The sequence below is a fragment of the Paenibacillus sp. JJ-100 genome (assembly GCF_948329825.1).
Taxonomy (GTDB): Bacteria; Bacillota; Bacilli; order Paenibacillales; family Paenibacillaceae; genus Paenibacillus.
Window position 1 is genome coordinate 987,971 of the sequence record NZ_CAOJCM010000001.1, and the last position, 14,878, is coordinate 1,002,848.

At 44.9% G+C, this 14,878-nt stretch carries 12 protein-coding genes; 11 read left to right on the forward strand and 1 reads right to left on the reverse strand.

The genetic code is table 11. The features are described 5' to 3' along the window. The first annotated feature begins 155 nt into the window (after positions 1 to 155). From PQG66_RS04800 to PQG66_RS04825, 6 genes are all read left to right on the forward strand, one after another. Positions 156 to 896: a class I SAM-dependent methyltransferase gene (locus PQG66_RS04800; protein ID WP_272035672.1), complete on the forward strand. Its 741-nt coding sequence runs from the start codon at positions 156 to 158 to the stop codon at positions 894 to 896. Beyond that, complete coding sequence (locus tag PQG66_RS04805) at positions 880 to 1,983, forward strand: saccharopine dehydrogenase family protein (RefSeq protein WP_272035674.1); 1,104 nt, start codon at positions 880 to 882, stop codon at positions 1,981 to 1,983. The genes PQG66_RS04800 and PQG66_RS04805 overlap by 17 nt, the downstream gene beginning before the upstream one ends. Positions 1,984 to 2,072: 89 nt before the next feature. After that, positions 2,073 to 2,366 carry a hypothetical protein gene (locus PQG66_RS04810; RefSeq protein WP_272035676.1) on the forward strand — a complete coding sequence of 98 codons (294 nt, stop codon included), beginning with the start codon at positions 2,073 to 2,075 and terminating at the stop codon, positions 2,364 to 2,366. Between the two features lie 75 nt (positions 2,367 to 2,441). After that, positions 2,442 to 3,734 carry an amidohydrolase gene (locus tag PQG66_RS04815; protein ID WP_272035678.1) on the forward strand — a complete coding sequence of 431 codons (1,293 nt, stop codon included), beginning with the start codon at positions 2,442 to 2,444 and terminating at the stop codon, positions 3,732 to 3,734. A 384-nt stretch (positions 3,735 to 4,118) separates the two neighbouring features. After that, complete coding sequence (locus tag PQG66_RS04820) at positions 4,119 to 5,954, forward strand: UbiD family decarboxylase (protein WP_272035680.1); 1,836 nt, start codon at positions 4,119 to 4,121, stop codon at positions 5,952 to 5,954. Positions 5,955 to 6,263: 309 nt separating this feature from the next. Next, complete coding sequence (locus PQG66_RS04825) at positions 6,264 to 7,358, forward strand: HD-GYP domain-containing protein (RefSeq protein ID WP_272035682.1); 1,095 nt, start codon at positions 6,264 to 6,266, stop codon at positions 7,356 to 7,358. A 143-nt stretch (positions 7,359 to 7,501) separates the two neighbouring features. Here the strand turns inward: PQG66_RS04825 and PQG66_RS04830 are convergent, their stop codons facing one another. After that, positions 7,502 to 8,170: a hypothetical protein gene (locus tag PQG66_RS04830; RefSeq protein WP_272035684.1), complete on the reverse strand. Its 669-nt coding sequence runs from the start codon at positions 8,168 to 8,170 to the stop codon at positions 7,502 to 7,504. A gap of 286 nt (positions 8,171 to 8,456) precedes the next feature. Here PQG66_RS04830 and PQG66_RS04835 point away from each other — a divergent pair, with 286 nt between their 5' ends. From PQG66_RS04835 to PQG66_RS04855, 5 genes are all read left to right on the forward strand, one after another. Then, the gene (locus tag PQG66_RS04835) at positions 8,457 to 9,770 is read left to right on the forward strand and encodes a hypothetical protein (RefSeq protein WP_272035687.1); all 1,314 of its coding nucleotides are present in this window, start codon (positions 8,457 to 8,459) and stop codon (positions 9,768 to 9,770) included. Between the two features lie 319 nt (positions 9,771 to 10,089). After that, positions 10,090 to 11,193, forward strand: a complete 1,104-nt coding sequence (locus tag PQG66_RS04840) for an NADH:flavin oxidoreductase (RefSeq protein ID WP_272035689.1) — start codon at positions 10,090 to 10,092, stop codon at positions 11,191 to 11,193. A gap of 503 nt (positions 11,194 to 11,696) precedes the next feature. Further along, positions 11,697 to 13,037 carry a beta-N-acetylhexosaminidase gene (nagZ, locus tag PQG66_RS04845; protein ID WP_272035691.1) on the forward strand — a complete coding sequence of 447 codons (1,341 nt, stop codon included), beginning with the start codon at positions 11,697 to 11,699 and terminating at the stop codon, positions 13,035 to 13,037. A gap of 74 nt (positions 13,038 to 13,111) precedes the next feature. After that, on the forward strand, positions 13,112 to 13,816 hold the full coding sequence (locus PQG66_RS04850) for a response regulator transcription factor (protein WP_272035692.1): 705 nt from the start codon (positions 13,112 to 13,114) through the stop codon (positions 13,814 to 13,816). Next, on the forward strand, positions 13,813 to 14,796 hold the full coding sequence (locus PQG66_RS04855; protein ID WP_272035694.1) for a sensor histidine kinase: 984 nt from the start codon (positions 13,813 to 13,815) through the stop codon (positions 14,794 to 14,796). Before PQG66_RS04850 ends, PQG66_RS04855 begins: the two co-directional genes overlap by 4 nt. Positions 14,797 to 14,878 lie beyond the last annotated feature (82 nt).

Genomic DNA, 14,878 nt, shown 5'->3' on the forward strand with positions numbered 1-14,878 from the left:
GGATACGCTCCTTTCCGAGGTCATATACAGCGCAACTTTACGCACAAGATATGATATATCCCATACTTCTGGGATGGTGGTCTGTTCGCTTCCTTTTATAATGAAATTAGACGAATGTTCGGTCAAGTCTAACTTCAATTCAGAGGAGTGCAATCATGATGAAAGACCATATACATGACAACGTTACAAAGGTGGGCGAAGAATCGACTATGAGCTGGGATACAGCAGATTCATATCGATATGAACAATCGATAACGCTCAAAATACCGGGTTACGAGCATATGCACGACATGATGGAAAAACTGCTTGCCGCTTCGATTACGGATAACAACGACACTCATATCCTCGTAACGGGTGCTGGAGGCGGCAAGGAAATTACGCTGCTTGGTACAAGTCATCGGGAGTGGCGGCTGACAGGCATGGATACGTCTTTCCAGATGTTACAGCTGGCGCAGCAAAAAGCACAAGAAGCAGGTATCACGGGCCGGACTATACTGATTGAGGGCACGATTGAGCAGCTGCCCGAGGAGGCCTTGTATGATGGTGCAACTTGTATGCTTATGCTGCATTTTATTGAGGGGATAGAGGCAAAAAGGTCATTTTTGAGGCAATTGGCCCTAAGGCTCAAGCCCGGCGCACCTCTAATCATTGCGGCTGTCAATGCGGACCTTGCATCTCCGGCCTATCCAGTCATGATGCAGGCCTGGAGGGAGCATATGCTGCAAGCAGGTATTTTGGCTGAGGAATGGGATCGATTTGCCGCTTCGCTTGGTCAGCAGTCTGATCCAGTATCCGGTGAACTCATGGTCCAGTTGCTTGCGGAATGCGGGTTTTCCCAGATGACACGATATTATGGAGCGTTCTGGGTGGAGGCATATTATGCGAGCAGAGACTGAACATAACTCCCTGAATATGAAGGATCAGATATGGGTCATCGGTGGGTACGGTCAAGTCGGACAGATGATCTGTCAGCAGCTCGCACTTGCATATCCAGGCAAGGTATGGGCAGCAGGTACGAGATGGCAACGAGCCGAACAATTCAGCCGAGAAACGGGCGGTGCCGTTAAACCGTTGCAACTGGATATTACGAAACCGATCGATTCTGGCATGTTGCAAAACGTTAAACTGGTCATCATGTGTGTGGATCAGTATGATACCCGGTTTGTTGAAAGCTGCGCCAAAGCCGGAACGGACTATATCGATATTTCGGCCAAAGCTGATTTTTTGACACAGGTGGAACATCTGCACTCGACACTCCACTCATCAGGCTCAACCGCTATTCTCAGTGTTGGATTGTCTCCAGGCATCACGAATTTGCTTGTACGAGAAGCGGCAGTACATCTAGATCAGATACAGGAAGCGGATATCACAGTGATGCTGGGTCTCGGAGAGAAACATGGCAAAGCAGCGGTTGAATGGACTGTGGATCAGATGAGCACCACTTATGACGTCATGAGGCAAGGAGAGTTTGTCTCCGTCCAGAGTCTCAGCGGCGGGAAATACATTGATTTTGGCGATGGACTGGGACGGCGAATGGCGTATCTATTTCCTTTTTCCGATCAACAGGCTGTCGCTCGAACGCTGCATATACCCAACGTTTCAACCAGATTGTGTCTGGATTCACGCTGGATCACAAGATTGTTGTCGATGTCAAGACGAATGGGGCTGCTGAAACTGTTGCGCTTGCGCCGGATACGTCAGGCGATAGTCAATGCATTGGTTTGGATTCCGGGTGGGGAGCCCATGTATGCAGTAAAGGTGGACGTTACCGGCTGGAAAAATGGACAGTACACCCGTGTGGAACAACGTATCGTTGGCAATAAGGAAGCCGTGGTAACCGCTGAAGTCGCTGCAGCTGTGGCCAAAAGAGTGTATGATACCCCACAGCAGCCGGGCGTTTATCATGTGGAGCAGTGTTTCACTTTGCTTGATCTACAAGATGAACTTGCTGAGAAATTAAAGGTCGTTACGAAGATCAAATAGACGACGTTGAGAAGGATAACGGATTTTTGCCCACGAGCTTCAATCTGCTATGATGGAACTATGACATCTTGCACGATAGGAGGGGGAAAATGGACCATATCGCCGTATTGCCCTATTACAAAGTACAGCGAGAAGTAACTGGCCTTACACAAGAGATCGAGATGAACGCCCGTACCATGACCCTTTATTCGGATCGAATCGTGACCAAGTTTAGGGAATTCCTAATCACGGAAGTGTTTGATATGTCTTTCCGTCGGATGGGAGATGAAGGTGGTTTCTTCTATTTGCATACAAGCACAGGTGTATACCCTTATATGGTGGAGATTGATCCCCGGCCTTTTATCCGAACCTTTCGTCAAGTCGCAAGTTCCCGATTAAAATGATTGACCTTGCCGCTGCGTTAAGCCTTACGCTGGATTGGAATTAAATACATCCAATTCAGAGGAGCAGTGTATACCATGAGTATTTTGATTCGACAAGCAACGATCTTAACGATGCAAGACGGCCAATCCCCCTTTACCGGAGATATTCGTATTGTAGGAAATCGAATTGCAGAGATAGCCAGCCACATTGCCCCCGAGCCTGAAGACGACGTAATCAATGGTCAAAACAAATTAGCTATGCCTGGTCTGGTGAATGCTCACCAGCACTCCCCGATGAGCTTGCTTCGAGGATTTTCCGATGACTTGAAGCTTATGGATTGGCTGGAACGTAAGATGCTACCCGCTGAAGCTCGAATGACGCCTGAGGATATCTATTGGGGATCCAAATTGGCTATTGCAGAGATGATTCGTTCAGGAACGACGGCCTTTGCCGATATGTACATTCACATGAATGAGATCGCGGAAGCCGTCACAGAAACAGGAATTCGTGCATCGTTGACACGTGGCATGGTTTTTATGGAGGATGATGGGGGACGCAGACTTCAGGAAGCCGTTGATCTGGTACAAGGCTGGTCCGGTAAAGCGAATGGGCGAATTACAACGATGTATGGACCGCACTCTCCCTATACCTGTCCCATGGAACCGCTACGTGAAGTGATTACGATGGCCGTTCAGGATGATATCCCACTGCATATTCATCTTGCGGAAACGAAGGAAGAAGTAGAGAAAATCCGAAACCGATATCACATGACACCGACCGAATATTTGGAAGAAGCAGGCATGTTCGAACGAGCACATGTGTTACTTGCCCACGCTGTGCATCTGAATTCAAGTGATATTAGCAGACTTAAGCAGATGAACGGTGGAATAGCTCATAATCCAGTGAGTAACCTGAAGCTTGGATGTGGCATTGCGCCGGTTGAAGCAATGATGGCCGAAGGGATTACGGTGGGCATTGGTACAGACGGAGCGGGGAGCGCAACCACACTGGATATGTTTGAAGAGATGAAGGCGGCGTGCTGGCTGCAAAAATTAGATTACGAAGATCCAACTCGTCTGCCGGCGCGTAAAGTCCTCCATATGGCAACCCGTGGAAGCGCAGAATTGCTGGACATTCAAGATGATGTTGGTATATTAGCTGCTGGATATAAGGCTGATGTTATTTTGGTTGATCTCGCTAAACCACATCTGCAACCGATCCATGATGTAGAAGCGTTGCTAGCCTACGGTGTGAATGGCTCAGATGTACATACCACCATTGTAGATGGACAGATTCTAATGAGAGATCGAACACTCCTGACGATGAACGAAGAAGAGATATACCGTGAGGTGAACGCGCGAACGAAGCGAATAGTGAAGGGGATATAACGTATTTTAGTAAATCAATGAGGTGGAACGGTTTAGAACATTCTAACGCTATGAGAATTTATCTCGTGGCGTTTTTTTGTTGAACCATTTTTGTAAATAAATCTATTTGCTATTTGGTTGAATCTTAATCAAATTGCTATCATTAACGTGGAATTGTAGACACAAACTATGAATTTACGCTTATGTCATAGTTTCATACAGATGGGTCTCTGGTTATACGGCAGATCATTTGATAATATAGAAGAGACACCCGAGTGAACGTTTTTTAGCAGGATAAAAGGTAACGTTCGATTCAGTTTTGTATACTGGGGTGCATGTTGAGAGTGTATGTGAATATATGAACATAATGCAATTATTTTATTATACACAGAATGGAGCTATCCGATGAGATATCGCAATATGGAAGATTGTATTAACGATTTGGAGCAGCATGGTCATTTGATCCGGGTTAAGGAAGAAGTCGATCCGGATTTGGAGATGGCTGCCATCCATATGAAGGTGCATGAGGCCAAGGGCCCGGCGCTGTTATTTGAAAATGTTAAAGGTAGTAAGTTCCAAGCCGTTTCGAATCTGTTCGGCACGATTGAACGCAGCAAGTTCATGTTCCGGGAAACACTGGAAGGCGTGCAACGGGTGATGACAGTCCGAGGCGACCCAATGAAGGCACTCAAGACACCATTCAAGCATATTCGTACTGGACTTGCCGCATGGCAGGCGCTGCCTAAGCAAAAATCCATCAGTCTTCCTGTCTCTGCGCAGGAGATTCAGATTTCTGACCTGCCACTCATCAAACACTGGCCGATGGATGGAGGAGCGTTTGTCACTTTGCCGCAAGTGTATACCGAAGACCCGGACAAGCCGGGCATTATGAATTCCAATCTGGGGATGTATCGTGTACAGCTTAGCGGCAACGAGTATGAGATGAACAAAGAGATTGGCATGCACTATCAAATCCATCGTGGAATCGGAATCCATCAGGCCAAAGCGGTGAAAAAAGGAGAACCATTGAAGGTCAGTATTTTCATCGGCGGTCCACCTTCACATACATTGTCTGCCGTGATGCCGCTGCCGGAAGGCATGAGTGAGATGACCTTTGCCGGGCTACTTGCTGGTCGACGTTTCCGTTACAGTTATAAGGATGGCTATTGCATCAGTAATGACGCGGATTTTGTCATTACGGGTGAGATTTATCCTGGGGAAACGAAGCCCGAAGGCCCGTTTGGAGATCATCTGGGTTATTACAGCCTGACGCATGAGTTCCCGCTTATGCGTGTTCATAAAGTATATGCTAAGCCGAATGCGATCTGGCCGTTTACAGTTGTAGGACGTCCGCCGCAAGAGGATACCGCATTTGGTGATCTCATTCATGAGATTACGGGAGATGCCATCAAGCAGGAGATTCCGGGAGTGAAAGAAGTGCACGCCGTGGATGCTGCAGGGGTTCATCCGTTGTTGTTCGCCATTGGCAGTGAGCGTTATACACCTTATACCGACGTGAAGAAACCAACGGAGCTACTGACCATTGCTAACCGAATCTTGGGTACGGGTCAACTCAGCTTGGCGAAATATCTGTTCATCACGGCGGAGGACAAGCAACCACTTGATACACATCAAGAAGTAGAGTTTCTCACTTATATGATGGAACGAATGGATCTGCAGAGAGATATTCATTTTCAAACCCAAACCACGATAGATACACTGGATTACTCAGGTACGGGACTGAACAGCGGCAGCAAAGTTGTTATGGCCGCTTACGGAGACAAGATCCGTGAGCTCTGCAGGGAAGTGCCGGAAGCGTTGAAGAATATTCGAGGTTATGATAATCCTCAACTGATCATGCCAGGGATGGTTTCCATTCAGACGTCTGCCTTCACCAATTATGAAGATACGGATCGGGAGATGAAAGAGTTTACAGATCTTCTGCATAAGCGTGGAGGATTGGAAGCTTGTCCAATGATTATTGTGTGCGATGACAGCTCGTTCATGAGTGCGAATCTCAGCAATTTCTTATGGGCTACCTTTACGCGGAGTAATCCGTCTCATGATATGTATGGAGTGAATAGTGGCTATCATCACAAGCACTGGGGTTGTGATCAGCTCATTATTGACGCTCGAGTGAAACCACATCAGGCCCCGCCGCTGATTCCCGATCCATCGGTGGAGAAGCGCATTGAGCGCTTTTTTGCGAAAGGCGCAAGCCTGGAATCCATTAAACTGTAGCGAAAAAATGTGAGCAGGAAGTCCAAATATATTTTTGGTCTTCCTTTTTTAGTGGAATTCAGAGAGTTTATTCTTTTGATTAGAATGCGCAAATGTACGAGTAAACTCATAACTACGAAATCTCAATCGGGATAATCCTGATTTTATTATGAGAATAAAGTCTTAGATGTTCATTTTTATCTAAATCATTAAGGTCATTTGGACTATGTAAAAAAAGTAGAATTGAAACGATATAAAGTATAGGTATGTCTTGGCCCCGATCCATCCGGGAGCTATTAACTATAATCATTTGTCCAGGGGGAGTTCCGATTGAGAATCCATATTATGAACCTGCAAGACGGGGACCGTTTAACAGCGGATACGTTTAGTGATGCAGGGCTGCACATTCTCGGAAAGGGGACTGTCATTCGAAGCGAGGATATCGCCTTGCTCATGCAGCATCGAGTAGATTACGTAGAAATTGAATTGCGTGAAGAAGGTATTACAGAAGCGGAGTTTTTTGCAGCTTCCTTAAAACATGCATCGGAATCAAACAGTGCAGATCATAAAGAACAACGTCCTGAAGAAGAGATGAAATCTCAATTTCTTCAAACTGTACATAATTATCAAAATGCATTTCTAGAAGCTCTCACTGTAGGCAAGTTTAATGCGACCATGGTAGATGATGCCTTGCAGCCTATGGTTGAAGGTCTTGATGATCAAAAGGATGTAGTGCATCTCCTGATGATGCTGGAACGGGATGACGTGAATAACTACACCCATTCCATTCAGGTAGGTTTATTATCATTCTACATTGCAAGCTGGCTCGGCTATTCTCAGAAAGAATGTTATAAGATTAGCCGTGGAGGTTACTTACACGATATTGGCAAGTGTAAAGTTTCGCTCCGCATTCGGAATAAAACAGAGCCATTGACGGCAGAAGAACAGCTTGAATTGCAACGTCATACCATCTACGGGCATGAAATTATTAAAAATTCGATGACGGATGAGGTCACTGCCCTCGTTGCATTGCAGCATCATGAACGGGAAGATGGCTCAGGGTATCCAATGCAGATCGGAAAAGGTGAGATTCATCCATACACTCAAATTGTATCTGTAGCGGATATTTATATTGGTATGCGATCCGGTAAACACGGAGCGAGCAATCCGAATCTGATCAATAATCTTAGGGATATCTATGCCATGGGATTCGGTAAATTAAATGAGAAGGTCGTTCAGGCGTTAATGCAACATCTGCTGCCTAACTTTATTGGCAAACAAGTGCTCCTTAGCAATGGAGAGAAGGGTGTTATTGTCATGAACAATGCATCCGACATTTTCAAACCGCTAATTCGAGTGGAGTCGGAACAATACCGCGATCTGTCCAAAGAGCGTACACTTTCTATTAATGAACTGTTGATCTAAGTTTCTTCCAAAAGAAAACACTGAAACGAGCCTCTTGTCATTGGACGAGAAGCTCGTTTTTTTGTGCAAATGATCCATGATACTTCTAAAGACGGACTTCCAGATATCTGTTTCTAGATTACACTTGTATACTTGACTTTAGTTCAGATCCGAAATCCATCCAAATCAAGTTTTCTTCTTATGTTGTTAGTTCCTTTTTTGTTTGGTGAGACGAGCCGAAACGCTTTGGTATCTATCTTTTTAAAAGGGAGATAAGGGGCTATTTTTAATAAATAGCTTTTTAAATCTTCAATCTGTTCAAAAGGGAACCAGAATTCGGGCATCACACTGCTGTTTTTTTGCAGAAACACGGCAAGCAGTGATGTATTGCTTTGGTCGTCCAGCTCATGTTGTGATGCAGGATCGATAAAACAAAATCTATAAACTATTCTTAATTGAATGTAAGGCCTAACTGCCGTCGGATAAGGTTGATGATCAATCATGAATTGAATAGCTTGATTTAAATTGGATTGAGTTAACTGCCAACGGCTTAGATCGAAGATTCCATCGAAATGAGTTTCACATGTACCAAAAGCTTTGGTTGCTGCTTGCAACAACTTACTCACGTCTCGATCCTTATGTCCGTGGATGATCAGGTCGAATCTCTCGGGGGAGTCTACTTTTGCTGTTGTGCAGTGGGTGAGAAACTGCTGAATTACCGGCCAACAATGTTCTATTTTATGATTACTTTTAATGGCTTGAACGACTTTGGATAATGGTAGCTCATAGGTGATCTGAGGTTTGGATAACACGTTTTCTTCATGAGTTACCATGATGCATCTCCCTTATGTATCACTTTTTGAAGTGGTTTATTATTCCAATTTCTAACATATCATTTCATAGCATAAAATACATCTGGTATATGAGTCAAACAGTGAAAATCGTTTATTGGAACTCATCACTAGCTAGACTCACGTCTTTGGAATGGAATGTCTACTTTTTTTGATAAAAAAGGGCGAAATTTGTTGCAGTGATTGTACCGTTTACATACTATAAAAAGATACAAAATGTATCGTTTCTGGATGTATGAAATTTATCATGTTGAAGGAGGAAGCGGACATGCAGAGGAAAGCAACATGGACAGCCATTGTGCTGGCCCTAGTTACCGGAGCAGGATGGTTGCTCATGGGGAACTCCAAACCCAAGGAGAACACACCGTCAACAAGGCCTGTAACTACAGAGCGAGGTCATGTTCAGGTGTCGAATGCCCCGATTCAATCCGTTGATGTAACAAGCAAACTGGAATTGTTGGGGAGACCGTTTAACAAGTCACCATACGCCAACAATGTCTGGGACATGCAACTCTACAACGGTAAAATTTATCTAGGTCATGGCAATAGCAGCAATATGGGACCAGCACAGAATGCAGGCCCCATACCAGTCATCTATTTTGATATACTGAATGCTCAATTTCAGACGCAGACGGTAACGAACAGTAGCCCGAGCGCAATACCTTCGTCAAGGATGTTTGTGGATGAAGAACAGATTGATATTTATAAGGTATTAAATGGAAAACTGTATATCCCCGGTCATGATTCTGATGGTGAGAGCTGGGAATGGGGGGATTTTTATCGATTGGATGGGGATGAGTGGATCAAGTATCGGAACTTGCCAAAGGGCGTGCATGTCTATGATCTTGCATATTATCAAGGTAAACTGTTCGCCGCACTAGGTACGGAAACCAAACCAACTGTTTTAATCTCGCATAATGAAGGGGAGACCTGGCAGTTCTTTGGTACCATCAACTCCATGGGATTCAGAGCATATACGCTGTTTCAGATCAATGGGAAATTATATGCGTCTGCTATGATGTATCCTGCCAATAATATATGGAATGACAAGACGAATCTACTTGAGATCAATGAGCGTCTCGAGAAGAGAGATGTGGTCGTATATGGAAGTAAAATGTTACCAGGGTTAACTTATCAGCAAGGGACTGTCCCTTATAACAAAATAGGAAAGAACATTAATTTTAACAATAAACTCGTCTATATTGCGGGTGGTGTCTTTAATGATAGTCAATTATTACCCAAATCATTAAATGTCATGACCGATATTAACCAGGTAAGACGTGTTAATCTGACGGACTCAAATGCGTTGCCGACAGATCTGCTCGTTCGTGGTGATAAGGTTTACGTGTTAACGTACACTCGTAAGCAGGCCAATGTTTACTTGAACAGAGTATATCAAACTACTGATTTGACAACGTGGGACGAAGTTTTGCGCTTTACACAGGATACCTACGCCAAGTCCTTTGAGGAACTGGATGGTGATTTTTATTTTGGACTGGGTACTGACCCGGATGTCCTGTCGCCTTCATCTGGAAAATTATTACGCGTGAATCGGGCTGACATTCCAGTGAATTCAAATTAAAGTAGAAGGAAGATTATGGATTATATATTATGCTGCATCCACATTATTGGTGACTGGGCGAGGTGCTGATGATGTTCATTGCGGAGAGCAGTTTGCAACGTCGAGGTCAACGGACAGCAGCTCTTTCGAAGCTGTTCTTTTTTTTTGTCTTCCATTATGTGAGAATTTTGTTTGAAAATAAAAAAGAGAATCTATAAAATAAATAAAGAGAACTATTCATGACAGTCCACAGACGTATGGCATCTGTTGATTCATCACAGCATGTCAGAGCCAAGGTAAGTGCGAAATATATCATTTCCATTGCAAAGGAGACTAAATCATGAACGTACCTTCATCTTTATTTAAACCATTCACATCAGACAAACTTACCTTGCCCAATCGAATTGTTATGGCACCGATGACGCGTGGATTCTCACCGAACGGGATTCCTGGACCCGATGTAGCCGACTATTACCGCCGCAGAGCGGCTGGGGGCGTGGGGCTTATTATTACAGAGGGCACAGGTATAAACCATCCGTCCTCCGTAAGTGGTGAAAGCATTCCACTTTTCTATGGTGAGGAAGCACTGCAAGGTTGGGCGAATGTGGTCAAGGCTGTCCATGATGTTGGTGGGAAAATAATGCCTCAACTCTGGCATGTCGGGACAGCACGGCGCTCTGGAGATCTACCTAATGTAAGTGCTCAGCCCGTTAGTCCATCGGGGATCAGTATGGCAGGTGAAGCTGCATATGAACCGTTAACGGAAAAAGAGATTCAAGAGCTTGTGCAGGCTTATGCTCAGGCAGCAGCGGATGCGAAACGAATTGGATTCGATGGCATCGAACTGCATGGTGCACATGGATATTTAATCGACCAATTTTTCTGGGCACAGACAAATCGCAGAACGGACAAGTACGGTGGAGATTTGGTACGCCGAACACAGTTTGCAGTCGAAGTGATTGAGGCTTGTCGAGCTGCAGTGGGCCCTGATTTTCCGATTGTTCTGCGCTTCTCTCAATGGAAGATGGGCAGTTATGAGGCAAAACTGGTCGAATCGCCGGAGGAACTAAAACAATTTTTGGAACCGCTCAGTGCAGCTGGTGTAGATATTTTCCACTGTTCTACTCGTCGCTTCTGGATTCCGGAATTCGAAGGTTCTGACCTCAATCTCGCGGGTTGGACTCGAAAAATAACAGGTAAACCTGCCATTTCGGTTGGTTCTGTAGGGCTTGAGGCAGAGTTCGTGGAACGAGCCGCTGAGGCGAAAGGGACAGGAGATGCACATCTCGATTCGTTGAATGAGAAGCTGGAACAAGGAGAATTTGATCTCATTGCTCTAGGACGTGTGTTGCTGAGTGATCCGGAATGGCCGATGAAAGTACAGCAAGGACGTAACGAAGAGATTATACCTTTTTCCAATGAAGTATTATCGAAATTACATTAATAGTAGGTCGAAATTTCAACATATGAAAAATTCACAATAGATATTTTGCTATCTTGTTTTATTTTTCAAACGGGTATCAAGACGAAAGCCGCCGCAAGGCGGTTTTTTTGGTGTGTTTAAGATTGTTAAACTTTATTGAACTTTATTAATTTTATTTAACTGTATTGAACTTTATTCAACTGTATTGAACTGAAAGCACGGCTGTTAGTTCGAAATGTTTCCTAATGCAATGCAAGTACTTACTTGCTCAATAGATGAATATTTCAACATATGAAAAATTCACAATAAAAGAAATCGAGTTTCGCGCCTACTTTTTACTCATCCATTTCTTCAGCGCCCGTTCACGTTTTAAACACCTATTCATGCCATACCTCACTTCAAAAGGAAAGAGTTGTTTTTACATCGAAGGGCTATTTTGATAATCATTCACCTTATGGTAAGGTTAGGCCTGAACAAGCTCCATACCCTACATAATGGACAAATAGAAGGAGGAAGTACATCTCTTGAAAGAGTATACGAAACTGCGCTCACACCGAAAGATCACATTAATACGGGTCCTGTGTCTGCTCGCAGTAAGCATCCTGATCTTATCAGCATGTGGAGAAGCATCGAACCCATCTACGTCAGAAGGCGATAATGGTGGATCAGCTACAATTCCAAGCGGCTCACCTTCCGGGAATAAAGAAACGCCGTCTCAAGATAAAGGGCACGAGGATGCTCAGGCTCAAACGAAAAACGAGAGAGATCTGGTGCAGGAGCAGCTTCAGCAGCTAACGCTGGAAGAAAAGATAGGTCAGATGATCCTGGCTGGTGTGCAAGGAACAACACTGGATGATCAAGCGAAACAAATGATTGCTAACCAGAAGATCGGCGGCATTATTTTTTATGCCAACAATGTAACCACACTTCAGGGAACGGCTGCATTTGTGCAGTCGATCAAAGAGGAGAATCAACAAAATCCGGTTCCGATCCTGATGAGTGTGGATCAAGAAGGCGGCAAGGTGAATCGTATGCCAGACACAGTTGAGTCGATTCCTTCCAATCGTATCGTAGGCAAAACTAACGATCCTGAGCTTGCAGAGGAAATGGGTGCATTGCTAGCCAGACAGATCAAGCTTGCGGGTTTTAATGTCGATTTCGCCCCAGTGCTGGACATTAACAGTAATCCGAAAAACCCGGTTATTGGGGATCGCTCATTCGGCACTTCACCAGATTTGGTAACACGTATGGGGATTGCCGAGATGAAAGGGCTACGTAATGAAGGCGTGATTCCGGTGGTGAAACATTTCCCTGGTCACGGTGATACATCTGTAGACTCTCATCTGGACTTGCCTGTGGTGAACAAATCGGAGAAACAGCTTGCAGAACTGGAGTGGATTCCGTTTCAGGCTGCTGTGAAGGAACAGGCGGAGGCAGTGATGGTGGCCCATATTTTGTTTCCTGAACTTGATCCGAAGTACCCCGCATCCTTATCGGATGTGATCATCGGGGATCATCTTCGGGGAAAACTCAAGTATGACGGGGTAGTCATTACCGATGATCTGAGTATGGGAGCGATTTCGAAAAATTATCCTTTAGAAGAAGCTGCTGTCGCAACCGTGCACGCAGGAAGTGATATTTTGTTAGTGGCTCATAGTTACGAGAGTGCAAAAACGATATTCGATACACTGATCAGTGCCGTGAAGTCAGGTGAAATTAAGGAATCCCGTATTGATGAAAGTGTGTATCGTATTCTTTCATTGAAGCAACAATTCAAGTTATCGGATGAACAACAAGCTACCGGAGATGTGAAGCGATTGAACACAGATATTCGAAAGTGGCGCAAGCAAGTCGATGTCCGATGATCTATCCTGTGTTATGATTTGGCTAAGGAATCATGGAATATGCCATCATAACAGGTTAGAGGAGAGAGTCTTTCATGTATACGATTATGATTATCGAAGATGATCCCAAGATCGCGGGATTGTTGAAATCACATATTGAGCGTTATGGTGACCGTGCTGTGTTGGTTGAGGATTTTGAGCAGGTCACAGAACAGTTCAAACAGATACAGCCACATGTTGTATTACTGGATATCAACTTGCCAAGTTATGACGGGTTTTATTGGTGTAGGCAGATTCGAACGATATCCACGTGTCCGATTTTGTTTATTTCCGCAAGAAGCGGCAAAATGGATCAGGTTATGGCACTCGAGAATGGAGCGGATGATTATATTACTAAACCGTTTGAACACGAGATTGTTATGGCCAAGATTCGCAGTCAGCTGCGCCGGGTGTATGGAGATTATGCAGCCCGGGATGAAGAACGGAAGGTCGAGCTGAATGGACTCGTAGTGTATTTAGAACGGCTTGAGATCCAACTCGGCGATCAGAAAGTGCAACTCACCAAGAAGGAAACGATTTTACTGGAAACGCTAATGCGCCGCAGTCCCAAGCTAGTCAGCCGGGAAACAATCCTGGAAAAGCTGTGGGACGACTCGTTTGTGGACGATAACACACTGAGCGTCAATATTACGCGTGTACGCAAACGTCTAGCCGAGTTGGGCATTACCGATTCATTGGAGACGGTAAGAGGTTCAGGGTACAGACTGATCAACAATTGGATGGAGACTTCCTCGTTATGAGGCTGTTTATTCGGGAACATCTTGTTCTGACATGCTGGGTGCTTGTGATGATGCTGACTGTGGTAGCCGTGTTCTGGTACGATGGATACGATCATTGGAAGACCGCTCTATATGCTGTAGGGCTGGGATTCTTCTGGTATGCGGGATATCTCGTATACCGTTATATGTCACATCGAGCATTCTACCAACGCATGACACGGCCAGTAAATTCGCTAGATGAATTGGTTGCCCTCCACGAAACTGTACCACTGTCTGTAGCGCTGGAGAAGCTGCTGGATTCGCAGTACGGACGATATCATGCACATCTGAATCGTCTGGAGCAAAAACAGCAGGAATATCTCACGTTTATGAATCAGTGGGTGCATCAGATGAAGACACCGTTATCTGTCATTGAACTGACAGTGGAAGAGCAGGAGGACGACGATCCTCGATTTCGCAGCATACGTGAGGAGACCGATCAGATGCGAAGGGGACTGGAGACCGTCCTCTACGTGGCAAGGCTGGATACGTTTGAGCAAGACTTCAGTGTTGAACCCGTGGAACTCCGAATAGTAGGCGAAGAAGCGATTCATGAACTGAAACGATTCTTCATTCGTAACCACGTGTATCCCGAGATGCAGATTGATGCTTCACTGGTTGTACAATCCGATGCGAAATGGATTCGATTCGTGCTCGTACAGCTCTTATCCAATGCCATCAAATATGCCGCAGGCAGTGAAAAGAAGATACACCTTCAAGCATATGAATCCGAGCATCAGATTGTACTGGAAGTTCAGGATCATGGCATTGGAATACCCAAGTCAGACCTGAACCGGGTATTTAGACCTTTTTTCACCGGGGAGAACGGAAGGCATTTCAAGGAATCTACGGGCATGGGGCTGTATATTGCGAAAGAAGTGCTGACACGCATGAATCATCAGATTGAGATTGAATCGGTGTATGGTGAAGGGACAACGGTGAGGATTACATTTTCGGTTTGAATGAAGTCATGAACAGAAGATGAGTTGAAAGGGACGCCTTTTTGCCCTGCTGCGAGGAAGGCGTCTTTTTCTTGTCTATACA

What these genes read in the sequence shown, in the direction of transcription:
- PQG66_RS04820 (WP_272035680.1), top strand. Translation starts at nt 4,119, where the DNA reads ATGAGATATCGCAATATGGAAGATTGTATTAACGATTTGGAGCAGCAT.
- PQG66_RS04850 (WP_272035692.1), top strand. Translation starts at nt 13,112, where the DNA reads ATGTATACGATTATGATTATCGAAGATGATCCCAAGATCGCGGGATTG.
- PQG66_RS04830 (WP_272035684.1), bottom strand. Translation starts at nt 8,170, where the DNA reads ATGGTAACTCATGAAGAAAACGTGTTATCCAAACCTCAGATCACCTAT.
- PQG66_RS04815 (WP_272035678.1), top strand. Translation starts at nt 2,442, where the DNA reads ATGAGTATTTTGATTCGACAAGCAACGATCTTAACGATGCAAGACGGC.
- PQG66_RS04800 (WP_272035672.1), top strand. Translation starts at nt 156, where the DNA reads ATGATGAAAGACCATATACATGACAACGTTACAAAGGTGGGCGAAGAA.
- PQG66_RS04840 (WP_272035689.1), top strand. Translation starts at nt 10,090, where the DNA reads ATGAACGTACCTTCATCTTTATTTAAACCATTCACATCAGACAAACTT.
- PQG66_RS04855 (WP_272035694.1), top strand. Translation starts at nt 13,813, where the DNA reads ATGAGGCTGTTTATTCGGGAACATCTTGTTCTGACATGCTGGGTGCTT.
- PQG66_RS04835 (WP_272035687.1), top strand. Translation starts at nt 8,457, where the DNA reads ATGCAGAGGAAAGCAACATGGACAGCCATTGTGCTGGCCCTAGTTACC.
- PQG66_RS04805 (WP_272035674.1), top strand. Translation starts at nt 880, where the DNA reads ATGCGAGCAGAGACTGAACATAACTCCCTGAATATGAAGGATCAGATA.
- PQG66_RS04810 (WP_272035676.1), top strand. Translation starts at nt 2,073, where the DNA reads ATGGACCATATCGCCGTATTGCCCTATTACAAAGTACAGCGAGAAGTA.